The 22,514-nt window shown below is 62.8% G+C and carries 19 protein-coding genes and 2 pseudogenes; 3 read left to right on the forward strand and 18 right to left on the reverse strand.

What is annotated here, in order from left to right:
* Positions 1 to 52: 52 nt before the first annotated feature.
* From EOA78_RS12255 to EOA78_RS12315, 12 genes and pseudogenes are all read right to left on the reverse strand, one after another.
* Entirely contained in the window at positions 53 to 706 is a 654-nt protein-coding gene (locus EOA78_RS12255; RefSeq protein ID WP_127315338.1) for a hypothetical protein, read from the reverse strand.
* Positions 707 to 742: 36 nt separating this feature from the next.
* The gene (locus tag EOA78_RS12260; RefSeq protein WP_127315339.1) at positions 743 to 1,492 is read right to left on the reverse strand and encodes an SDR family oxidoreductase; all 750 of its coding nucleotides are present in this window, start codon (positions 1,490 to 1,492) and stop codon (positions 743 to 745) included.
* Positions 1,493 to 1,503: 11 nt separating this feature from the next.
* Positions 1,504 to 2,118 (reverse strand): glutathione S-transferase C-terminal domain-containing protein, encoded by a 615-nt coding sequence (locus tag EOA78_RS12265; protein ID WP_127315340.1) that lies wholly within the window; start codon positions 2,116 to 2,118, stop codon positions 1,504 to 1,506.
* A gap of 34 nt (positions 2,119 to 2,152) precedes the next feature.
* Complete coding sequence (locus EOA78_RS12270) at positions 2,153 to 2,590, reverse strand: CBS domain-containing protein (RefSeq protein WP_127315341.1); 438 nt, start codon at positions 2,588 to 2,590, stop codon at positions 2,153 to 2,155.
* Between the two features lie 72 nt (positions 2,591 to 2,662).
* The gene (locus tag EOA78_RS12275) at positions 2,663 to 3,094 is read right to left on the reverse strand and encodes a cupin domain-containing protein (RefSeq protein ID WP_127315342.1); all 432 of its coding nucleotides are present in this window, start codon (positions 3,092 to 3,094) and stop codon (positions 2,663 to 2,665) included.
* 102 nt (positions 3,095 to 3,196) lie between these two features.
* On the reverse strand, positions 3,197 to 4,027 hold the full coding sequence (locus EOA78_RS12280; protein ID WP_127315343.1) for an alpha/beta hydrolase: 831 nt from the start codon (positions 4,025 to 4,027) through the stop codon (positions 3,197 to 3,199).
* 200 nt (positions 4,028 to 4,227) lie between these two features.
* On the reverse strand, positions 4,228 to 4,998 hold the full coding sequence (locus tag EOA78_RS12285) for an SDR family oxidoreductase (RefSeq protein WP_127315344.1): 771 nt from the start codon (positions 4,996 to 4,998) through the stop codon (positions 4,228 to 4,230).
* 232 nt (positions 4,999 to 5,230) lie between these two features.
* Positions 5,231 to 6,016, reverse strand: coding sequence for an alpha/beta hydrolase (locus tag EOA78_RS12290; protein ID WP_127315345.1), 786 nt, complete (start codon positions 6,014 to 6,016; stop codon positions 5,231 to 5,233).
* A 767-nt stretch (positions 6,017 to 6,783) separates the two neighbouring features.
* Positions 6,784 to 8,322, reverse strand: a complete 1,539-nt coding sequence (locus tag EOA78_RS12300) for a mechanosensitive ion channel family protein (RefSeq protein ID WP_127315356.1) — start codon at positions 8,320 to 8,322, stop codon at positions 6,784 to 6,786.
* A gap of 78 nt (positions 8,323 to 8,400) precedes the next feature.
* Positions 8,401 to 8,690 (reverse strand): annotated as a pseudogene (locus tag EOA78_RS12305) (cytochrome b); the annotation flags it as partial.
* 14 nt (positions 8,691 to 8,704) lie between these two features.
* Positions 8,705 to 8,869: pseudogene (locus EOA78_RS37025) on the reverse strand ((2Fe-2S)-binding protein); the annotation flags it as partial.
* Positions 8,870 to 8,929: 60 nt separating this feature from the next.
* Entirely contained in the window at positions 8,930 to 9,889 is a 960-nt protein-coding gene (locus EOA78_RS12315) for an MBL fold metallo-hydrolase (RefSeq protein WP_127315346.1), read from the reverse strand.
* Positions 9,890 to 10,545: 656 nt separating this feature from the next.
* On the opposite strand from EOA78_RS12315, the gene EOA78_RS12320 reads away from it, so the two are divergent.
* On the forward strand, positions 10,546 to 11,766 hold the full coding sequence (locus EOA78_RS12320) for an alanine racemase (RefSeq protein ID WP_127315347.1): 1,221 nt from the start codon (positions 10,546 to 10,548) through the stop codon (positions 11,764 to 11,766).
* Positions 11,767 to 11,778: 12 nt separating this feature from the next.
* Here the strand turns inward: EOA78_RS12320 and EOA78_RS12325 are convergent, their stop codons facing one another.
* Positions 11,779 to 12,510, reverse strand: a complete 732-nt coding sequence (locus EOA78_RS12325; protein ID WP_127315348.1) for an SDR family oxidoreductase — start codon at positions 12,508 to 12,510, stop codon at positions 11,779 to 11,781.
* Positions 12,511 to 12,641: 131 nt separating this feature from the next.
* On the opposite strand from EOA78_RS12325, the gene EOA78_RS12330 reads away from it, so the two are divergent.
* Positions 12,642 to 13,535, forward strand: coding sequence for a LysR family transcriptional regulator (locus EOA78_RS12330; RefSeq protein WP_127315349.1), 894 nt, complete (start codon positions 12,642 to 12,644; stop codon positions 13,533 to 13,535).
* Positions 13,536 to 13,541: 6 nt separating this feature from the next.
* Here the strand turns inward: EOA78_RS12330 and EOA78_RS12335 are convergent, their stop codons facing one another.
* On the reverse strand, positions 13,542 to 14,720 hold the full coding sequence (locus EOA78_RS12335) for a lytic murein transglycosylase (RefSeq protein WP_127315350.1): 1,179 nt from the start codon (positions 14,718 to 14,720) through the stop codon (positions 13,542 to 13,544).
* A gap of 80 nt (positions 14,721 to 14,800) precedes the next feature.
* The gene (locus tag EOA78_RS12340) at positions 14,801 to 15,592 is read right to left on the reverse strand and encodes a GH25 family lysozyme (protein ID WP_127315351.1); all 792 of its coding nucleotides are present in this window, start codon (positions 15,590 to 15,592) and stop codon (positions 14,801 to 14,803) included.
* A gap of 309 nt (positions 15,593 to 15,901) precedes the next feature.
* Here EOA78_RS12340 and EOA78_RS12345 point away from each other — a divergent pair, with 309 nt between their 5' ends.
* Positions 15,902 to 17,281 (forward strand): serine hydrolase, encoded by a 1,380-nt coding sequence (locus tag EOA78_RS12345; RefSeq protein WP_127315352.1) that lies wholly within the window; start codon positions 15,902 to 15,904, stop codon positions 17,279 to 17,281.
* A gap of 5 nt (positions 17,282 to 17,286) precedes the next feature.
* Here EOA78_RS12345 and EOA78_RS12350 read toward each other — a convergent pair whose 3' ends face one another.
* From EOA78_RS12350 to EOA78_RS35940, 3 genes are all read right to left on the reverse strand, one after another.
* Positions 17,287 to 17,994: a class I SAM-dependent methyltransferase gene (locus EOA78_RS12350; RefSeq protein ID WP_127315353.1), complete on the reverse strand. Its 708-nt coding sequence runs from the start codon at positions 17,992 to 17,994 to the stop codon at positions 17,287 to 17,289.
* Positions 17,991 to 19,289 carry a DUF3419 family protein gene (locus tag EOA78_RS12355; protein ID WP_127315354.1) on the reverse strand — a complete coding sequence of 433 codons (1,299 nt, stop codon included), beginning with the start codon at positions 19,287 to 19,289 and terminating at the stop codon, positions 17,991 to 17,993. The genes EOA78_RS12350 and EOA78_RS12355 overlap by 4 nt, the downstream gene beginning before the upstream one ends.
* 160 nt (positions 19,290 to 19,449) lie before the next feature.
* On the reverse strand, positions 19,450 to 22,514 hold a 3,065-nt coding region (locus EOA78_RS35940; protein WP_164783730.1), incomplete at its 5' end, for a hydantoinase B/oxoprolinase family protein.

Below are 22,514 nucleotides of genomic sequence, written 5' to 3' on the forward strand. Positions count from 1 at the left end.
CGTTACGGCGACGTGCGGCAGCGCCCCGGCCAGGGGCGCTTGGCCGCCGGTTTCACTCATCGAAGGGCGCGTTTGCAACCAGATCGTCTGAGGATGTAACCTTATCCCCATAGCCGAAGACAAAACGGTTGCCGAAGTCGCGAATAAAGTTGTCGTAGGTCGTCTCGGGCACATTCTCGGCGATATGGCAAAAGCATCGTGTCATGCGCCGCTTCATGTCGAGCCGGGGAAATTCCTCGACGATCCCCGCGATCTCGCGGGGTGGAATAGTGTCATACTGAAGACCGACCACGTCCAGGCAAATGCCGGCTGTGCAAAGGGCAACCTCCGCCTCCTTGTAGAGCCCGATCGACGGCGTCGAATTGAGCGCGACGCTGTCCCAGATCAACTGAGCCCGGCGCTCGTCGACTCCGCCCTGCCGCGCAAAGGTCCTGGCCAGATCGGCTCCCTCGACCTCGAAGCGGCGCGGGCCGTTAAAGCGCTCGTTGAGCGTGACGTCGTGCAGCAGGGTGCCCACCGCGACCACTTCGGGATCGTGACTGATATTTCGGATCTGTCCGATCCGCACGGCAAAGAGCCACGAACGAACCACATGGTTGAACAGATACGGCTCGCAGCTGTTGCGCGCGTGATCGAGAGCTTGGCGCACGAGCGTCGTATCGGGGACGAGGACCCCTGCGAACATTCGACTGACGATTCCGTGCATGGGCAGAGTTCCTTGTGATTGGGGAGGCCGTTCGCTTCAGGTGAGCGCTAGGCCTCCGTCGACGGTAATGACCTGTCCGGTCACCCAATCCGAAGCCGGATTCGCGAGCTGGACGATCCATCGGGCAACGTCATCCGGAGTGCCGCGGCGCTTGAGCGGTATCTGTTCGCGTTCCGCCTCCTCGATCACCGCGGCATTTTCCGGAGAGAGGCCCATCATGCCTGTGAGCGCGCCCGATTCAGTCGGGCCGGCTGCGACAGCATTGACCCTTATGCCCTGCGGCGCGAGTTCCAGCGCCCAGCAGCGCGTCAGATGCTCCAGCGCCGCCTTGCTGGCCGCGTAGTGCGACAGGTCGGCGCCTGGCTTGTGGCCAAACGTGCTGGATATGTTGACGATCACACCTTTCGTTGCTTCGAGATGCGGGAGCGCCGCCGCCGCAAGCAGGCTTGGGCCGATCACGTTCACCGCAAAGATGGTGTTGATGCGTTCGGCGGTTGCGTCACTTAGCGGCAGAAGCGCGCCGGCGCCCGCATTGTTGATCAGGATATCCAGCCGGCCCCAGCTATCGATTGCCTTCGCGATCGTGTCAGGCGCATCGCCCGGGGCTGCGACATCGGCGACGAGGCTTATGATGCCCTTGTGCAGTGCAGCCGCCTCCTTCAAGCTCTTCGAGTGGCGCCCGGTGATCAGAACTTTCGCGCCTTGTCGCGCGAGAGCGAGTGCCGCTGCGCGACCTATGCCCGAGCTCCCGCCGGTTACGATTGCGACTTTGTCGTTGAACGGCATGGTTTTGATTCCTATGCGTACGAAACGCCTGCTTCGACCAGGTTGAAGATCCCCTCTTCGCGCAAGGCGTCTTGCACAGCGGGGCGGCTCGCCATCCGGCGGCGCAATGCGACGAACGGTTCGGGAGCGCGCACGTCGAACCGTTCAGCCCATAAGAGCATCACGAACAGATAGAAGTCGGCGACGCTCGGCGTTGCACCGAACAGGAAGTCTCCCGCTTGGCTGTCCGCCAGTTCGTCGAGCAGCCTGGAAATGGTCTGTTTGGCTTGCGCCTTCTGAATATCGTTCTCGGCGTGCCACATCGGTTTGAAGGCGCGATGTACCTCGGTGGAGATGAAGGCCAGCGCTTCGAGAAGCCGTGTCCGTCCCAGTTCTCCCGAAGCGCCAAGCGTCGGATATTTCGTGGCGAGCCAGTCGAGAATGGCGATGTTTTCGGTTAGGACCTCTCCATTGCCGAGCACTAGGACCGGGACGTAGCCCTTCGGCGTAACGTCGTGGAAGTCGGCTCCTGAAGCTGTCCGCTTCGTCTTGAGATCCACGCTCTCGAGCTCAAACGTCGCCCCCGCTTCGCATAGGGCGATATGGTCCGCGAGGCTGCAGGCGAAAGGGCTATAGTACAGTTTCATATCCATTACCTTGGTTGGTTTGGTTGGGCGGCGCCTAGCGATAGCCAATGCCCGTGATGTAGTTGAACAGCATCCGCTCCTGGAGTTCTTCTTCCTCGAACAGCGTTTTCATCGCGTCGCGTATATCCAGGATGCCGAGGGGCTGGGCAGCGTCACCGATAACAGGGACATTCTGCAGGTTCCGCGCCGCCATGGTCTGCCAGACGTCGTGAACGTCGTCCTTTGGACCGCACGTGATGACGGGCCTGCTCATCAATGCCGATGCCGGCGGCGGCGAGGGGGCCGGGCTGCTGAGATGGCGGATGAGGTCGGATTTGCTGAGGACGCCGTCCAGGCCTCCGGTCGCGTCGCAAACCACGACCAACCCGATGCCTGGCTTGGAAAGCGACAGTGCCGCGTCGTGCACGGTGGCATCCCTGGCGACCACGGCCAGGCGTGACGACGTCAATGTGCGCAGCTTCTCAACGAACATCGCTCATGTCTCCTGAGCTTCCCATCGGCGCCGGTGTGCTTCGAAAAACCGGCGCCGAGGCAGGGGCTCGCTTCACTCGTCGAACGGGATCACCAGTTCCGTCTCGTCGGTATCGACGACGAACACGGCCAGCAGCCGGGCGCGTTCGGTCGCACTGGCGTTGGCGCTGACGGCATGACGGTCACCGGGGAACTCAGACCAGCTTTCGCCGGCGCGATAGGTGACTTCAGGTCCATCATTCACCTTGCTCTTGATCGCCCCTTCAAGGACCGTCGCGTAGATGAAGGCGGACTTGGGATGGAGATGCGCGGGCGAATTGCCGCCTGGCTCATATTCGACGACCACACCTCTCATGCTCTTGTCGGGGACGTTTGGCAGCGGCTGGTCGTAGACGAGCCTCACGTTTTTGCTGATCTCCGCGGCCTTGTCAGTCGCCGAATCTTCGGCCAGCGCTCCTGTCGCGATGAGGGCGAGAGCTGCGCTGCAAAGAATGGTCCTGATCATTGTCTTGGCTCCTGTTTGCGATGGGGATCGAAAGGGGGATCGCCGGCCGGAGGGGAGGCGGCCGGCGATCTGGCTCGCGCTCGAGGGGGGTGCAGCTCGAGCCTAGGACCTGATGAAGGTGAGCAAGTCGGCGTTCACCACATCGGCATGAGTGGTACACATCCCGTGCGGAAAGCCTTCATAGATCTTGAGCGTGCCGTTCTTCAGAAGCTTTGCCGATAACGGCGCGGAATCGGCAATGGGCACGATCTGATCGTCCGTACCGTGCATGACGAGTGTCGGCACGTCGATGATCTTGAGGTCGTCGGAGAAATCGGTTTCCGAGAAGGCCTTGATGCCGTCATAGTGCGCCTTGGCGCTGCCCATCATGCCTTGCCGCCACCAGTTCTGGATGACGCCCTGGATCGCTTCCGCGCCCGGCCGGTTGAAGCCGTAGAAGGGGCCCGACGGGAAATCGAGGTAGAACTGCGCGCGGTTGTCGGCAAGCGACTTGCGCAGCCCGTCGAACACTTCGATCGGAATGCCACCAGGATTGGCCGGCGTCTTCACCATGATTGGCGGCACCGCGCCGATGAGGACGAGCTTCGCGGTGCGTTCGTTGCCGTGGCGGGCGACGTAATGAGCGGCTTCGCCGCCGCCGGTCGAGTGGCCGATATGGATTGCGTCCCTCAGGCCGAGATGCTCGACCACCGCCGCCGCGTCGGCGGCATAGTGATCCATATCGTGACCTTCGCTCACCTGCGCGGAACGGCCGTGCCCGCGCCGGTCATGGGCGATGGTGCGATATCCATGCCCGACGAAGAAAAGCATCTGCGTGTCCCAGTCGTCGGCGCTAAGCGGCCAGCCGTGGTGGAAGACGATCGGTTGGGCGTCCTTCGGGCCCCAGTCCTTGTAGTAGATCTCGGTGCCGTCCTTGGTAGTGACAGTGCTCATATCATTCGATCCTTCTTGAGCGATGGATGGGTTCGACTCCTGGCCGGCTGTCCCTTGCGCGAGCGCGTATTTGGGCAGGCCGGTTGCAATGCCGGCGGCCGCCGCGCCGAGGAGGAGGGCCCGGCGACTTGCCTGAGGCGCAAAGGGCAGCTCGTGGTCCATCGTCGTTTTTCCTTGCGAGTTCTCTTCAGATGACGCCGTTATGCCGCAACACCGCTTCGCCGAGGCGGGGCGTGCTCGAACCAGTCTTCGAACGACGTCGAACCGATGCGGGCGCCCGCGCCCGGGACAAGCGAGCGGTCATCTAGCTCGGTCCCGAAATAGAGCGCATGAGGATCGCCGATCACCTTCCTGGGATCGTTGGCGAGCTGCAGAAAACGCGCGACCAGCTCGTTCATGCGGAACGGCTCGGGGCCGCCGATCTCCATCACGCCGTTAATCGGCTGGGAGAGCGCCACGTCAGCCATGACATCTGCTACGTCGTCGGAGGCGATGGGCTGGAAGTAGGCCGACGATACCGAGACCGTGTCGCCGACGGTTGCCGACTGTGCTATGCCGCCAAGGAACTCGAAGAACTGCGTCGAGTGAACGATCGTGTAGGGGATTCCCGACTCCCTGATCAGCTTCTCCTGAGCCATCTTGGCGCGCAGATAGCCGCTGCGGGGCAGGTGCTCCGCCCCGACGATCGAGAGCGCAATGTGGTGTTTCACGCCGGCAACCTTCTCCGCCGCGAGCAGGTTCTTTCCGGCTGTTTCGAAGAATTCGAGAACGGCCTTGTCCTCGAACGAAGGTGAATTGGCGAGGTCGATGACAACCTCCGCCCCGGCAAGAGCCTTATCCAATCCTTCACCGGTGAAGGTGTTGACGCCGCCACTTGGCGACGCCGCCAATACCTCCTGGCCCTTCACGCTCAGCCTTGTGACGGTCTTGGAGCCGATAAGTCCGGTGCCACCGATGATTACGATTTTCATGTCATTCTCCTGTTCTGACTTCGAAATGATCTGCTTGGAATGCCGCCGACGCCTCGGTCGCACGCTGGACCGTCAAGGCGCGGGACACGCCTCATCGAATGTGGTTTTCGCAGCCCCCCGCTGGCCTATGGACTTCACGACCGCCGATTCGAGGTTGGAAGCGGCCGAACCACAGATTCTCCAGGGTCGGCCGGCGTAGCCCGGGTCGCGGCCGGCGCGAGCGCCGGTTTCGTCACTGCGCCGATGCGGCTTCCTCTATGAGCAAGGCGACCGCTTCTGGATGCGAGACCATCAGCGCGTGCGACCCGCCCTCGACGACGATGGTCTTCACCGAATGCGCGCGCTCGGCCATGAACTTCATGAGTGCCGGCGGGATATTCCGATCCGCCGAGCCGTAGACAGCGTAGGACGGAATTGTCTTCCAAGCAGGCGCGCCGGAGGGCTCTGCCAGGGCGGCGTCAGCCACCGGGCGCTGTGTCGCCGCCATCAGGCTGGCCTGCGCTGCCGGCAAGTCGGCCGCGAACTGCTCGTGAAACTTTTCCGGCTGGATGTAGAGATCCTGTCCTCCATCCGGCCGCGCCACCGGCAGGAGCGCCTCGCCAAGCGTGCTGCCTGGGAACTTTCCTGAAAGCGTGAGACTGGACTCGCCTTTGTCCGGGGCGAATCCGGCCACATAGACCAGCGCTTTCACATTGTCCTTTCCGTTGGCTGCCTCGGTGATGACCGGACCGCCATAAGAATGGCCTACCAGGACGACCGGTCCGCCGATGGATCCGATGACGGCCGATACGGTGGCCGCATCGCTTGCAACGCCGCGAAGTGGGTTGGCCGCAGCGATGGTCCGGAAACCGTCCCTGTTAAGCTCGGCGATGACGTCGTTCCAGCTCGACGATTCAGCAAAGGCCCCGTGCACCAGCACGATCGTCGGTTTTGCCTGATGGTCCGCGGCCTGCGCTGTCGCGCTGTCCGACACGCAACATGCGTAAACAAGGGCCAGAGCTTTGATGATCTTGTGCAAGTGTCTTCTCCTGTGCGGCGGGTCGTCCGAGGAGAATGCGCCCACTTGGCGCGCGAAAATATTCGACGGACGGCTCGGTCAGGCGATCCGAAAGTCTAGGACGATGCATCCGGGAGTGGCAGTTGTAGCCGGTGGTCGGCGAACGGGTAGGGGTCCCGGCATCGATCGAACGCACTGCCGGGGTAAGGCCGCGCCGACGTTCCCAGGCAGCGCGCCCTAGATTGGCAGGGAGCGCACGGCTGACCGGCATCGGCTGTCAGTGTCTCCCTTCACCGGTCTCGATAACTGCTGTGACGATCAATCCGGCGAAAACTGCAGCGAGACATATACCGCCGTATGGCTCGCCCTCGTCCTCAATGCAATCGACCCGAAAATGCTCCTCAATATAGTGTCCTCACACGACCGAGTTGAAATCGGCGGCGGCTTCCTCATGCCTGCAAGGAAAGGCAACCCAGGCCTGAATGCCAAAAAAATCGCCTCCGGACGCCTCGAGCCTCCGGCGGCGTCCGCTCGGAATGGACGATCCCCGAACCGGCCGTCACGCAACTGACCTCGCCAGGTCGGAGGGTTTGTACCTTGCCGGCCGCCAAGCCATATGGGATGCGGTCCCATGTCGAAGCCCCAGCCGTATCGAACACGGCTGGCCCCATCGGGTCAAAGAGCACAAAGCGGCCGACCATTTCGCCCATACTTGGCAATACGCGCCGTACCTTGAAACCGCACACCGGTTCACTGGACACCGACCCCGGTTTGTCGGATGCTCATGGCTACCTCCCTTCATGTGCGCCCGGTCTGCCGGCGCTTAAACCGCGCCGGAACGGTACTGGGTGAAAGATCGTCTGCATGGCTTTGAGCAGCGCGAATTTCGAATTCGTATGCTCTTGTCCGGCGCCGTTGCTATCGCCGAGAGACACCCTGCCTGAGAGGACGGCCGCAAGATCTTCGGCCATTTCGGGCCGGTCGAGCAGCAGGGGCGCGAAGCTTTGCTGGTCAATCTCGTAGACCACGACGTGGCTCATTGCGCGCAAGGTCGAAGTCTCGCCGATGCCCGCGAGCAGGCCCGTCTCTCCGAAAAAGTCGCCGGGAGCGAGGTGGCCGATCTCCTGCGCATGGGCGTCACCTTCGCCGCGCTCTCGGACAATGATGCCCGTCCGAACAATCATGAGGGACGGCAGCATCTCTCCTTGTCGTGCTATGATATCGCCTTTGCGATAGGTGCGCACCGCAACCGTTGCCGCGAGGGCTTCTTTTTCGTTGTCCGTCAACGCCGAGAATACTGGTATGGCATTTATAAGCTTGATCGGCGTGACTTCCGGGAGATTTCCCGTCTCTTCGCTCGGCAAGTCATTCATGAGAATCGCAGAGGAGGGTGGCGTCGCCAGCCGCAAACCCGCGGACTTGGAATGACGGTAGACAAGATCGAAGATTTCGTTCTTCGCTGGAATTCGCTGGCCAACATTTGCGACGCGAAAAAACAGATCGACCTCGATCGCCGTCGCATCCAGAGCTTTGATAGCGACCACCGGTGGGGGCTCCCTCAGTATTGTGTTGCTGCTTTGTAAGGCCGCGTTCATGACGTCCGCGACGATCGCCGGCATCTTGGTCGGCGCCAATCTTATCGTGACGGACAGCCCATGGCTCTCCTCGGGGCTGCTGACATTGGTCAGCCCGAGCTTCGCGAGGAAGCTGTTCGGCAGCGCCACCACGTTGTGGGCCAAGGTGAGCAGGTGGGTCGATCGCCAGTTGGTCTCGACAACGCGCCCTTCGGTTCCGTCGCTGAGAACGATCCAGTCCCCAAGCACATAAGGTCGGCCGAGGTTGAGCGCGATGCCCGAAAAAACGTCGCTCAACGTATTCTGGAGCGCCAGTCCGAGTACGATGGCAAAGACACCCGAGGTGGCGATCAGCGTTCCGATCGGCGCACCGAAGACAAAGGCCAGGATCGACAGCAGCATCCCAATGTAGACGCCGCCGACGACGAGGTCCTGCAGAAGGCGCGCCTCACGCGGCTTTCGCTCGAACACGAGATAGATGCGGACAAACCCGATCAGCGCCCAGGCGAGGTGAACCCACCACAGCAACTTGGCGGTCCCGATGAGGATTGCTCCCGCGGTTGTCTCTTTGCCCCGTGTCGGCTCGTAGGGGAGCACGGCCCCGTCAAGCAGCAGGACCGACATGGTAAGGAAGAATGCGATCTGGACAATCAGCCTGGTGGTGGAGAGCCGCCGCGGAATGACGTGCCAAACGGCTATGCCGGCGAGACCGACCAGTACCATGTAGAGATGGGGAGCATTCCACCAGCTCATGCCCGTATCCGGATCCATGAAAATCCTCACACAATGCTCGCCTCGGAGCACGGCAACCGGGCAAGCGATCCTTCGGTGTTAATCCGAGCCTTTCTCCAGGATCGCTTCGGTTATCGAGTTCGGCAGCCGGCGCGGCGTCTCGATCACGCCCAGCAGCGGCATGACGAGGAGAAAGAACGCGAAGTAGTAGAGGGTCGATACCTGCATGGCGGGGATGTACCAGCCTTCCGCCGGCTTGGACCCCAGCCAGCAAGGAAGAGGGCGTTGATGGCAAAGAGCCAGAAAAAACGCCTGTACCAGGGCCGGTAGACGGCCGAGCGCATCTTCGACATATCCAGCCAGGGCACGAAGAACAACACGGCAATGGCGCTGCACGGGCGCTGCCGACCGCCTCGTCAATGATGCGGCGGATGGTGCGCGCGCAACGGCCGCACTGGGCGCTGCAGCCGAGACAGCCATAGACCTGGCGGATCGAGCATGTCCGCTCCGCCTTGACGGCGGAGCGGACGTCCCGATCGCTCAACATATTGCAATATTGCACGAGCACACGATCATGGCGCGATAAGTCTCGACGGCGACCTGGTACGGCTCTGACCCGACAAGCGGGTCAGTAGTCCCAGACAGCCGGCACGCAACGAAAGACATCGCCGTCCACCGCCACATGGCAGATAGACGGGAATGGCAGGTGAGTGGCCACTAGCGGCTCACGGGTCGCTGCCAGCTCCCGCAAAAGATTGATGCGGACGCGGGCCGCCTCCTCAGGGTCGTGTTCGAAGCCGTTGTGCCAGTCGGGTTGGTCGAACCCGACCTGGAACACGGCGTCGCCGGCGAAGGTCAGCCGGTCGCCGCCGGACGCCAGGCGGACCACGCTGTGCCCGGGGGTGTGGCCGCCAGTGAGCCTGACGACCACCCCCGGTGCCACCTCGTGCTGCGTCTCAAACGGCCGCAACTGGCTGCGGTACTCGTTCACGAACCGCTTGGCCGCCCGTCGAAGCGCATCCGGGAACCCCGTTGGCATCGAGGCGCGGGAGAAATCGGGCGACTCCCAGAACTTGAGCTCGGCGGCCGCCACGTGAATCCGCAGATCCGGACGCAGCCGGTCCTTCACCCCGTCGATGAGCAGCCCGCCGATATGGTCCATATGCATATGGGTCAGCACCACGTCGGTGACGGATGCGAGATCGATGCCGGCAGCCTCCAGTCGCGAGACCAACCGCCCGGCCCTCGGCAAGTGCAAGTCCGGGTCCATCCCCAGCCCGGCGTCCACGAGTATGGTCCGGCCGCCGCTGCGTACGACGACCACGTTCAGCGGCCACTCGAGCACGTCCGGCGGCAGGAACATGTCGTCCAGCCAGGCCGCCCGGACGGCCGGGTCGACATTGTATGCCATAACCGGGGCTGGTATCGGCAGCACTCCATCGCTGACCACCAGCACGTCGATGTCGCCGACCTGCAGCGCGTAGCGCGACGGAACCAATTCGGGCCCCGGTCTACCGTTACTGTGCTTGGCGTTCAGGCTGTCGGCGCAGTGCTGGATCGAGGGGTGTGAAATGTTATCCAAGCTCATGTTTGTCTCCTGTTGATCGCCTTACCCACGGCCGTATCGGCCACCTCCGCCACTGGTCCACATGGGTCGGCATGCGCCTCCATGACGGCCACCTGGCGTCAGCGGAGGAAATTGCACGGCATCCGCCCAGGCGGCCATTGAACGGAAGCGTCGGTCAGGCAATGCGAAGGTCTATGGCAGACCCGTTGTGCGCAGGGGGTGATCTGGCGCGAACGTCGAAGGTGCCGCTTCGATCAGCGAATGGCAGCCGTGCCGCGGTATCGGTCGTTCACGGCCTTCATGCAATCGACGGCAGATGCGCCCTCAGCATTGCGTTTTGCGCATATCCTTGGTCGGCATGCTGCGAGGCCGCCGAGTGGGCAATGCTGTGCACCGTCCACAATCTCCTCAAGCTTGCAGGGGCACAAAGGACGATGAAACCGGCCTGACCGGAGCGACCATGTCACACAACAGCGACCCGATCGCAGGCATTCTGTCGTCCACGCCAAAATGCTTCCCGACGCCGATCGCCTCGGCGGGGCCCATTACAGAGTCGGGCTCCTAGCGTTCCATCATCTGCCGTAGCGCCGCAGCGTCAGGGGTGCGAGACACAGAACTGTTTTCATTCCCGCATAGGTTGGATTAATTGTGCGCAGTCCAAGCCAAGGGATTCGTCGATGCAGCAATTCGAAAATGCGCGCGAAGCGGCGCTGGCGCTTCGCCCGGACGATCCGATCTATTGCTTCCGCCCGCAGGTGCTGAAGGCGGACGCCAGGCAGTTCATGGGCATGTTTCCCGGTAAGACCGCCTATGCGGTCAAGACCAACGGCGAGCAGATCGTGCTGAAGGCGCTGGTCGAGGCCGGCGTCGGCGCTTTCGACGTGGCCTCGCCCGGCGAATTCGCCGCCGTGCGCGCGGTCTCGCCCGACGCCGAGATGCTCTACATGCATCCCATCAAGGCCCAGTCGGACATCAAGCTGGCGCTGGAGAAATATGGCATCCGGGTCATCTCGCTCGACCACGAGGACGAGATCACCAAGCTGACCCGCGTGGTGCGGGCGCTCGATATCGATCCGGGTGCGATCACCGTGTTCGTGCGCATCCAGACGAAAGGATCGGCCGCCTACGAACTGTCGAAGAAGTTTGGCGCCGGCCCGGCCAATGCGGTCGAACTGGCCGAACGGCTGAACCGGACCGGCTACAAGGTCGGCCTGTGTTTTCATGTCGGCAGCCAGATCGAGGATCCCGACACCTATGAGCGGGCGCTGGCCTCGGCCGACTGGGTGCGCAACCGCGTCAGCTTCGACATTGCCGGGCTCGATGTCGGCGGCGGTTTTCCCGCCGAATATGGCCATGATCCCAACCGCAAGCTGATCGAGATGCCGTCGCTCGGCCAGATCATGTCGCGGCTGTCGGGCGACCTGATGGAATACCAGTTCGACCAGATGCCGCTGGTGGCGGAGCCGGGCCGAGTGATCGTGGCGCGCTGCCTGTCGCTGATCGTGCGCGTGCTGCTGCGCAAGGGCAAGCGGCTCTACATCAATGACGGCATCTGGGCGTCTCTGTCGGATTCATGGACCGGCAAGATCACGCTGCCGGCGCGCTTCATCCCAGACCCGGCGATCCGTTCGCGCAATGGCGAGGAGAAGACCATTGTGCCGTTCAAGGTCTGCGGCGCGACCTGCGATTCCGTCGACATCCTGTCGCGGCCATTCTGGCTGCCGGAAACGGTCGATACCGGTGACTGGATCGAGATCGGCCATATCGGCGCCTATTCGCTGTCGCTGAGGACACGGTTCAACGGCTTCTATCCCGATACCTTCGTCGAGGTGACGACGCCGTTCGACGAGGGCGATGCGCCGGAAGGATTTGCCAGCTTGGAGACGATGGCGGACTAGGCCATTTGTAGGTCAGGCCACTCCGCCGCCGGCCTGGATGTTCTCGCCGGTGAGCCAGCGGGCTTGGTCGGAGGCGAGGAAAACCGCGACATCGGCAACATCGCGCGGCGCTCCGATCCTGCCGAAGGGCGACATGCCGGCGGCGATCGCGCGATCTCGCTCGGGCAGAAGGTCGGTGTCGGTAAAGCCTGGCGAAAGCGCATTCACGGTGACGCCGCGTGGCCCGAGCTCGCGCGAGAGAACGCGGACGAATTGCTCGACGGCTCCTTTGCTGCCGAGATAAAGGGCCGTCTGCGTGAAGAACATCTTGGTTCCACCGGTAGAGACGGCAATGATGCGGCCACCGTCGCGCACGCGGCGCGCCGCTTCCTGAAGCGTGAAGAAGGTGCCTCTGGCGTTGGCGCCGAAGACGTGGTCGAAGTCGGCTTCGGTGGCCTCGACCAGCGGCTTTATGACGGCGACGCCGACATTGGCGACAACGATGTCAATTGCTCCCATCTGCTTTTCGGTTTCATCGAACAGCCGGCGGATATCGGAAATGCTGGAGATATCGGCCTGAATGGCAAGAGCTTTTCCGCCATTCTTCTCAATGGCAGCGACAGCTTCCTGGGCGGCTTTCTCGTTACCGATATAGTTGACGACGACGATCGCGCCGTTTGCAGCAAGCCCCTCGGCGATGGCGCGTCCGATGCCGCGCGAACTGCCCGTCACGAGCGCGGTTTTGCCTTCAAGCGAGTGATACATGAAGCATTCCTTTCGACTGGTGTTGCGGCCGCTTCAATAGAGCGACGGTTCCATCTGACGAAAGCTAGGAGCATGCTATTGATCAAATAATAGGCTATTATCTAAGTAACTCGTTAAGCTGGAGGTACATAATGCGAGGAACCGAGTTTTCCGAGCTGAAGGCGTTTGCAGCGATCCTCGAGGAAGGCAGCTTTATCCGGGCCGCAGCCAGGCTCAGGGTTTCGCCGCCGGCGCTCAGCCAGACGATACGCGCGCTGGAAGAACGTGTCGGTGTTCGGCTGCTCAATCGCACAACCCGCAGCGTGTCGCCGACCGTCGCAGGCGAAACGCTGTTTGCCCGCCTCGCGCCGGCTTTCAGCGAACTGGAAGGCGCTGTCGCTGACGTGCATGCCTCACGTGATCGACCGGCAGGTTCGCTGCGCATCAATGTTCCACGCATCGCCGCCATGCGTTTCATCGCTCCGATCCTCGGCGATTTCCGCCGCGCCTATCCCGATATTGCCCTCACCATAATCGTCGACGACATGCTGACCGATATTGTCGAGGGGCGATTCGATGCCGGAATCAGGCTTGGTGAGCGGCTGCATAAGGACATGGTGGCGGTGAAACTCGGCGACGAGTTGGAGATGGCCGCGGTGGCAGCGCCCAGCTATCTCGAGGACCACCCCATACCCCGCCATCCCGCGGACCTGCATCATCACCAATGCATCAATTTCCAGTGGCCCGGTAGCGGCAACATCTATCGATGGGAGTTCGCGCGAGGCCAACGCGCTTTGGAAATAGCCGTCAACGGCGGTTTGACGGTCAACGACACGGAACTGATGATCAGGGCGGCCCTGGATGGGGTCGGCGTGGCTTACATGCTGGATTACCAGGTTCGGCCGTGGATCGAAGCCGGCAAGCTCATCCGTTTTCTCGAAGCCTGGTCACCCCGATTTCCGGGGTTTTACTTGTATCATACGAGCTCTCGGCAGGTTCCGCCGGCCTTGCGTGTCATCATCGACTTCCTGCTTGCCAGGCGATGACCCGCTTTAAAGCTTCGCCAGCAACTCCGGTGTCGGCCACCCGTCGACCGGCAAGCCTAGCCGCATCTGCTCCTTGCGGATTGCCTCGCGGGTATTGGTGCCGAGGATGCCGTCGACCGTTCCCACGTCATAGCCTTTGGCCTCGAGCTTTGCCTGCAATGCCCGCATCTGGTCGCCGTTGAGGCCGGGTTCGGGATTGCGCGGATCGAATTGTGGCGCACCCGCCAGCCGCGCGGCGAGATTTGCCGCGGTCAGCGCATAGGTGAAGGACTGGTTCCACTCGAGGTAGACGTCAAAATTGTCGTAGACGAGGAAGGCCGGCCCCTTGCGGCCCATGGGCAGCGCGAGGCCTGCCTTTAGGCCGTTGTCGACAAGTGGCGTGCCGTTAGGGTTGGTGACACCCCACTGAGCCCACTGCGTCAGCGGCAGCTTGTTGGTGCGGCCGGTCTGGTCCCATGGCATGTCCTCGGGCACGCGGACTTCCTCGATCCAGGGCTGGTCGCGTTTCCAGCCGCGCGACATGATCTTGTTGGCCGTGGTCATGATCACATCCGGCGCGCTGCTGCGCAGGTCGACCAGACCGTCGCCGTCGCCGTCGACGCCGCGGCCGAGATAGTCGGACGGCAGCATCTGTGTCTGGCCGATTTCCCCCGCCCAGGCGCCGGTGACATCGGCCGGCACGACGCCGCGATCGATGAGGGTCAGCAGCGGCGTGATCTGCGGGCGAAAGAGTTGCGGGCGGCGGCAGTCATGCGAGAGCGTGACCAGTGCGTTCAGCGTGTGGAAATCGCCCTGCACGGCGCCGAAATCGGTTTCCAGCGCCCAGAAGGCGGCGATGATCGGCGGCTGGATGCCGAATTCCTGATCAGCGCGGGCAAAGACGTCGGCGTATTTTTTCAGATTGGCGGCGCCCTGCTTCAGCCGGTATGCCGAAATCATCCGGTTCGAGAACTCGATGAAGGTTTGGGTAAAGACGCCCTGGGCGCGGTCGCGCGCCAGCACCTTCTTGTCGGCGGTGGCCTTTTCCAGCGCCTCAAGGCCGGCAGTGCCGACCCCGGCGTTCCTGGCCTCCGCCGCTACACCCTGCTTCCATGCCTCGAAATCGCCGCCGCATTGCTGTGCCACCGCCGGCGCCGCCGTAGCGGCCAGAAGCAGCGCCGCGAGAGTTTCCAAGCGCAATCGCATCGCCATCCCCCAAGAAGATCACCAGCGGTTGCAAGCATCCTTCATTTGGCTGTGTCGAAAAGCAGGCGGCAGGCCCGCTGTCAACGGGTGTTCTGCCGCAGCCATTTGTTCCAGGCGGCTTCGTTGCCGTTGAACACGTTGATATCGGCCTTCCCTGAGATGCCCGGCACAATACCGGTTCCGGTGTACTGCCAGAAGGTGAACGGGTGGCTGCCGTATCTCTTGCGCGGGTGGCCGGCCACCGAACGCAGCCAGTAGGGATAGCCACGGAAGCCCGATAGGCCGTTGTCGTCGAAGAAATCGATCGAGGTGTAGATGATCGGCTTCTTGCCATAGTGTTTTTCGACGATTTCGAGGAATGTGCTCATCTCGCTGCGCACCGTGGCCGCATCGGGCCGCAGCTTGCAGGTCGGCGATTGCGGGTTCCATTCCATGTCGAGAACCGGCGGCATCGCCGAACGGTCTTTGGGCACGTTCCTGATGAACCACCGCGCCTGCGTGGCGGCCGGCGTGCAAAAATAGTAGAAATGATAGGCCGCGCGGGGGATTCGTGAGGCTTTCGTGCGGCTCCAATGCTCGTTGAAATACTCGTCGAAGCGATCGCCGCCTTCCGTCGCCTTGATGAAAACGAAGGAAATGCCGCTGGCCCTGGCCGCCGTCCAATCGACCGAAGTCTGGTATTTCGAGACGTCGGTGCCGTGAACGGCATAGCTCCACGGCGCCCCGCTTTCCCACTTATGGGGGTCGGAGTCCTCAAAACGGGGTGCGCGCACCGCAACGGTCGGGGCGCTCGGCAGCGACGGTGCAAGATCGTCGACGGTCGAGCAGGCGCCCAGCAGCGTCAGCATGATGAAAGCCGCGGAACGGCGCATCGCTACTCCTGAACCGGTTTCAGCCGGCCGCTGATGGGTTGTTGCTGCAGGTGGGCCCCTCGACCCGTACCCCAAGCGATCTCCCCACAGGACCGCTCCCATATTAAAGCGCGCGCTTCGACGCGCTTTAATCTTTGTTTTTATACATGTCGTTATCCCAAAACCGCTGCGCACTTTTGGGCGACACGCATCAGTGATCGCCGATCATGGTTGATATTCCGTTGACTGCGCTCAACAGGAACCGCGATTTTGCCGAAGCAATGGCGGCAAATCGATGGCATAAATGAGCGTCCGGGGGGAGTCGGAAAAATGCAGATTGTTCTGAGGCTGGTGAAATGGCTGCTCGGGCTGGCCGTGCTGGCGGTCGCAGCACTCGCCGCCTGGCTTTACATCGCGCCGCCGGAACTGATCCGCGTCGGCTCGGGTTATACGGCCAAGATCGTCTGCTCGAATGTCTTTATCGCCGGACGCGATGCCGACAAGGTGCTCGCCGTCGACGTGCAGGCGCCGGGCCATCCGCTGCTGCGGCTGATGAGGGTCTCCGTCGACAAGGAGCAGGGCACCGTCTCGGCCGGGCTGTTCGGGGTGTTCGGCAAAAGCGTCGCGGTCGTTCGTGACGGGCTCGGCTGTGCTTCGGTTCCGGATGGCGACATCGCCGCGGCCAAAGCAGTCGCCGGGCCGGCGCTGACACCTGCGCCGCCGCTCGACGCGCTCTGGCCGGTCGGCGACAAGATCGATGCCTCGCAGAACCCCGAAATCGCGAAAATCCTCGACGACCCTGCAATGACCGGCGCCGGTATGCGGGCGGTGGTAGTAGTCAAGAACGGCCGCATCATCGCTGAGCGTTATGGCGACGGCTTTACCGAAAAGACGCCGCTGCTTGGCTGGTCGATGACCAAGACGGTAAATGCCGCGATCGTCGGCACGCTGGTGAAGGACGGTAAGATGGTGATGACGAACCAGGGCCTGTTCGGACCCTGGAAAGCGGACGGCCGCGCCGCCATCAGTCTCGCCGACATGATGGCGATGTCGAGCGGGCTGGAGTTTAACGAGGATTATGGCGACGTCACCGACGTGACGCGGATGCTCTACCTCGAGCCTGATATGGCGGGCTTTGCCGGATCCAAGTCGCTGACCGGCGAGGTAGGCAAAATGTTTTCCTATTCGAGCGGCACGGCAGTGATGCTGTCGCGGCTCTGGCAGGATGCGATCGGCGACAAGAACAAGGCGCTGGCGTGGCCGAGGGTTGCGCTGTTGGACCCGCTGGGCATGAAGAGCGCGGTGCTGGAGGCCGACGAGTACGGCACCTTCGTCGGCTCGTCCTATCTCTACGCCACCGCGCGCGACTGGGCGCGCTTCGGCCAGTTCCTGCTGCAGGATGGTGTATGGAACGGCCAGCAGCTCCTGCCTAGCGGCTTCGTCGCCTGGATGCGGGAAGCCGCACCGGCCTCGAAAGTCTCCGGCAGGGGCCAGTTGTGGATCGAGGGGCCGGGCGACGAGCAGAGCCCCGGCGCCGGCATCGCTGCGGGCCTGCCGCAGGACACGTACTGGATGGAGGGGCATGACGGGCAAACGGTCGCCATCATCCCCTCGGAGCAGTTAGTGGTTGTGCGGCTCGGGCTGACGCCGGCCAAGCTCGGCTACCGGCCGCAAATCATGCTGGCAGCGCTGGTGAAGGCGCTGCACTAGAAAAGCTATTTGCGCGGTCCGACCACAGCGAGCCACGCATAGCCGCGGTACAGTGTTCTGAACCGAAAGCTTGCACCGATCCGCTCGGATTCCGATGCCATAACCGAGCGCAGGGCCTCACGCGGTTCGACATGGAATTTTCTCAGCCAGCCGCGCAACAGCTTGCGGAACCAACGGGGCAGGGCCTCCTGCTGGCCGAAATCGACGACGTGCAGCGAGCCGCCAGGTGACAGGGCTGCAAGTGCCGCGGATACGGTCTTCTCCCAGCCGGGAATCATCGACAGCGAATACGAGACAAAGATGCGGTCGAAACTTTCGATGGCAAACAGGGCCGTCGCACTGAAATCGGTGGCGTCGCCGCGCGCCAGCGTGACGCGACCGGACAGGCCTTCGCGGGCAATGGCAGCAGTGGCCGTTTCCAGCATTTCGGCCGAAATATCGAGACCGAAGAAGCGGGCGTCGGGATAGCGGCGGGCGGCGAGGACGATGTTGCGGCCAGTGCCGCAGCCGAGTTCGAGTACGGTGCCGCCAGCGGGCACATCCAGCCCTGCGATCAGCCGGTCGCGGCCGAGCAGGTAATATTTGCGGGTCAGGTCGTAGATGTGGCGCTGCCAGCGGTAAACGCCGTCCATCAGTTCGGCGTGCCTGGCCGGCGGTTCGGCGTGCCTGGCCGGCGGTTCGGCGTGCCTGGCCGGCAATTCGGTCGTGCTCATGCGGCCTGCTTCACATAGAGATGGAAGCCGCCATAGATGGCCGACCGGTCGCGGGCCGAGAATTCGCGCGACGCCTCGTCCGCATAATACCACTGGTCGAGCAGCGAATTCGAGACCCGGCTGGGCAACAGGCTGGGTTCGGCCGCGGTGCGGAAGATGACGCGGGCATCAGTGGATGCTGTCCGGGTAATCTCGGCCCACAGCGCATTGAGCTGGTCGTCGGTCATCCAGTCCTGCGCGTCGAGCAGGACGAAGCGGTCGACCGAACCGGCATCCTTGCCGGCGAGGAATTCGATCAGATTGGCATGGTGGATGGCGACGCGGGCGACATTGTTGCGGATCGTGTCGTAGTTGCGCTTTTCGAGATAGGCGGGCAGCGCCGCCTCGCCGGGATTGGGATAGCGGCGGGCAAAAGCCTGCCAGGCGAAATAGTTGTTCTGTAGCGGAAAATCGCAGGCAAGCTTTTCCAGCCGGGCCTTCAGCACGCTGGCCATGGTGCCGTCGCCCGAGGTGATCAGCGAATCGTACTGGGCCGGCGGAATGCCGAGGCCGAACAGCGAGGCTTTTCGCGAGGTGGCCCATTTCAGCAACGGCTTTTCGAAGACCGGCGCCAGTTCCTCGTCGAAGAAGCGGCGCTGGTCGGCGAGGCTTTTGGCTTGCATGATGCCGGCCGGATCGACACCGAAGAATTTGGCGGTGCGGTGACCCATGGCGATAAACAGCCCGAGCAGCCCCGTCTGGTAGAAATTGCGGTCGAAGACGGCGATGCGGCGACGGCGGAGCCAGTTGCGATGTTCCCAGTAATGGCGGCTGACCGGGTCGAGATGCGGCGCGATGAAGCGGTCGTAGGCTTGCGAATTGTGACGGGTCTCGGCAGCGCCGAAGAAACGGAACAAGTCACCCTGGGACGGCAGATGGCGCACCGCTTCGAGCTTCATCCGGTTCAGCGCGATGTGGGCAGCGTTGAGATCGACGGCGTCGATCCTTTCGGGCGACCGGGTGAGATAGGCGAGGATGTTGCAGCCACCCGAGGCGATAGTGACGACGCGATGGCCCTGGCCAAGCTGCATCGCGTCGATGTCGACATCGGGGTCTTCCCAGATCTGCGGATAGACGAGGCCGGAAAACAGCAAGGCGAAGAGCCGTTCGGAGAGGCCGGCCTTCGACAGCGGGCGGTTCTGATAAACGGCTTTGCCAACTTCCTTGCCGCGGCGAAAAACCAGTTCTCCGGAAAGATCCGTCATGACAAGGCGATTCCCCATTTGCTTTGCCGCAAGCGGGTAGCGCAGGGTCATGACAGGCCGGTGACAGTCGGAGGCATCGATAATTCTACTCCGGCGGCCATCTGATGCGGTTTTCTGCGCTTCCGATGCTCACGGACCCAAATGTCCGCTCCGCTTCGGTTCTTGAAAACCACCCCACCTGACTCGCCGGAGCGAATTCTGGATGCCTCCTCTAGGAGCGGCCAAATCCGCCTGGTGTCGGTGTCGTCACAATGACGGCTTCACCGGCCTCCAGCACCGTCTGGTCGCACGCCTTCAGGATTTCGACGCGGCCATCCTTGCGGCGGACCGTGGTCGAGCCGGCCTCGCCATCGCCGCCGCCATCCAGGCCTAGCGGCGGGCGATCGCGGTGCGAGGAGAGGATGGCGCATTCCATCCTTTCGAGGAAACGGATGGTGCGCCTGGTGCCGTCGCCGGCACTCCATTTGCCTTTGCCGCCGGAGCCTTCGCGGATGTGGAAATTCTCAAGCAGGACGGGAAAGCGCAATTCCAGCACTTCCGGATCGGTCAGGCGCGAATTGGTCATGTGGGTGTGGACGCCGGAGGTGCCGGCAAAGCCGCGGCCGGAGTTCATCCGGCCTGCCGGCGAGCCGGAGCAGATCGTCTCGTAATACTGGTACTGCTTGTTGCCGAAGGTGAGGTTGTTCATCGTGCCTTGCGCGTTGGCCATCGCGCCCATGGCGCCGAACAGCGCATTCGTGACATGCTGGGAGGTCTCGACATTGCCGGCGACGACCGCCGCCGGATAGGCGGGTTTCAGCATCGAGCTATCGGGGATGATGATGTTGATGGGTCTCAGACACCCGGCATTCATCGGGATCATGTCCTCGACCATGACGCGGAAGACATAGAGCACGGCTGCGCGGGCGACCGGCTCGGGGGCGTTGAAATTGTTCTTCATGACCGGCGAGGTACCGGTGAAGTCGACAGTCGCCTCACGCTTTTTCCGGTCGACCGAGATCTTCACCTTAATGACTTGGCCGGTGTCGGTCGGATACTCGTATACGGAACTGTCGGGCAGCCGCTCCAGCACGCGGCGCACGCTTTCGGCGGCGTTGTCCTGGACATGACCCATATAGGCTTCGACCACACCAAGGCCGAAATGCGCGACCATCTTGCGCAGTTCGGCAACGCCCTTTTCGTTGGCGGCAATCTGCGCCTTGAGGTCTGCGACGTTCTGGTGCGGATTGCGTGCCGGGTAGGGGTGGTCGGTGAGCAGCGTCTCCAGTTCCTTCTCGCGGAACCGGCCGCGGTCGACGATGCGGAAATTGTCGAACAGCACGCCTTCCTCGTCGACCGTGGTGGCGAGCGGCGTCATTGAGCCGGGCGCCGTGCCGCCGATGTCGGCATGATGACCGCGTGAAGCGACGTAGAAGAGGATCTCCTCCCCCCTTGAGGGGGAGATGCCGCCGGAGGCGGCGGAAGGGGTTTCCTCAGAAGACACCGCCGGAACGTCGAGCACTGCCGCAGCGTCCCCACTCGGCCGCTCCGCGGCCACCCTCCCCTCAAGGGGGAGGGAGAAGACCGGCGTCACCACAGTGATATCAGGCAGGTGCGTGCCGCCATTATAAGGGGCATTCAATGCAAAGACGTCGCCGGGGTGAATGTCGCCCGAGTTGAGCCGGATGATGGTTTCCACCGAACGGTCCATGGAGCCGAGATGCACTGGCATATGCGGCGCATTGGCGATCAGCGCGCCATTGCGGTCGAAGACGGCGCAGGAGAAATCCAGCCGTTCCTTGATGTTGACCGAATAGGCGGTGTTCTGCAGCGTCACGCCCATCTGTTCGGCGATCGACATGAACAGGTTGTTGAACACCTCCAGCATGACCGGATCGGCCTCGGTGCCGAGCGCCGCCTGCCGGCGCTTTTTTTCGATGCGGCGCAAGAGCACGTGGTTCTTGGCGGTGATTTCGGCCTGCCAGCCCGGTTCGACCACGATGGTCTGGTTCGGTTCGATGATCAGGGCAGGGCCGGCAATCCTGTGCCCCGGTTTGAGCGCCTCGCGGCGAAAGATGCCGGCGTCGCGCCAGGTGCCGTCGGCGAAGATTTGCCGACGCTCCGAAGGGTTTGCCGCCATGTCCTCAAGGACTGACTCACTTTCCTCGCGGCTGGTGCCGCCGGTGTCCATGCCTTCGACGCCGACCGATTCCACGATCATCGGCCTGTCGTCATAGACGAAACCGAACTGCGCCTTGTGGGCGGCTTCGAATTCGCCCTTGGCCCGTGCGATCGAGCAGTGCTCGAAATTCACCGGCAGCGCCGTGTCGGTGCCGTCATAGCGGATCTGCAGCACCGGTTTCGAGGCGACGGCGTCCTCGGCGATGCCTTGTGCGGCGAGCTCGTCGATGACGGCTTTGCGCAATGTCGCGATAAGCTCGTCGATCGCCGGCTTGGAGTCTTCCGCCAGTGGTTTCAGCAGCGCCTGCTGGCGCGACGAAAAAATCGAGGACAATCCAATGCCGTATGCCGACAGCAGGCCGGAGAAGGGATGGATCAGCACCGCTTCCATGCCGAGTGCGTCGGCAACAAGGCAGGCGTGCTGGCCGCCAGCGCCACCAAAACAGTTCAAGAGATATTCGGTGACATCGTAGCCGCGCTGCACGGAAATCTTCTTGATCGCGTTGGCCATGTTTTCGACGGCGATGGTGACGAACCCTTCGGCCACCGCCTCCGGCGTGCGGCCGTCGCCGATTTCGGCGGCGAGTGCTGCGAATTTCTCGCGCACGGTTTCCACGTCGAGCGGCTCGTTCTGGCTGGGTCCAAAAATGGCCGGGAAGAAGTCGGGCTGCAGCTTGCCCAGCATGACGTTGGCGTCGGTGACGGCCAGCGGACCGCTGCGCCGGTAGGCGGCCGGGCCGGGATTGGCGCCGGCCGAATCTGGCCCGGCGCGGAAGCGGCCGGCCTCGTAATGCAGGATCGAGCCGCCGCCGGCGGCGACAGTATGGATGCGCATCATAGGCGCACGGATGCGCACGCCGGCAACCTCGGTGTCGAAGGCGCGCTCATAGTCGCCGTCATAATGGGCGACGTCGGTTGAGGTGCCGCCCATGTCGAAGCCGATGACCTTGTCGAAACCAGCGAGTTTCGCCGTCTCGACCATGCCGACGACGCCGCCGGCCGGACCGGACAGCAACGCGTCCTTGCCCTGGAACATATCGGCGGCGGTGAGACCGCCCGACGACATCATGAACATGAGGCGGGGGGATTCCCTCCCCCTCGAGGGGAGGGTGGCGG

Origin of the sequence: Mesorhizobium sp. M5C.F.Cr.IN.023.01.1.1 (genome assembly GCF_003997585.1) — a bacterium.
GTDB lineage: Bacteria > Pseudomonadota > Alphaproteobacteria > Rhizobiales > Rhizobiaceae > Mesorhizobium > Mesorhizobium wenxiniae.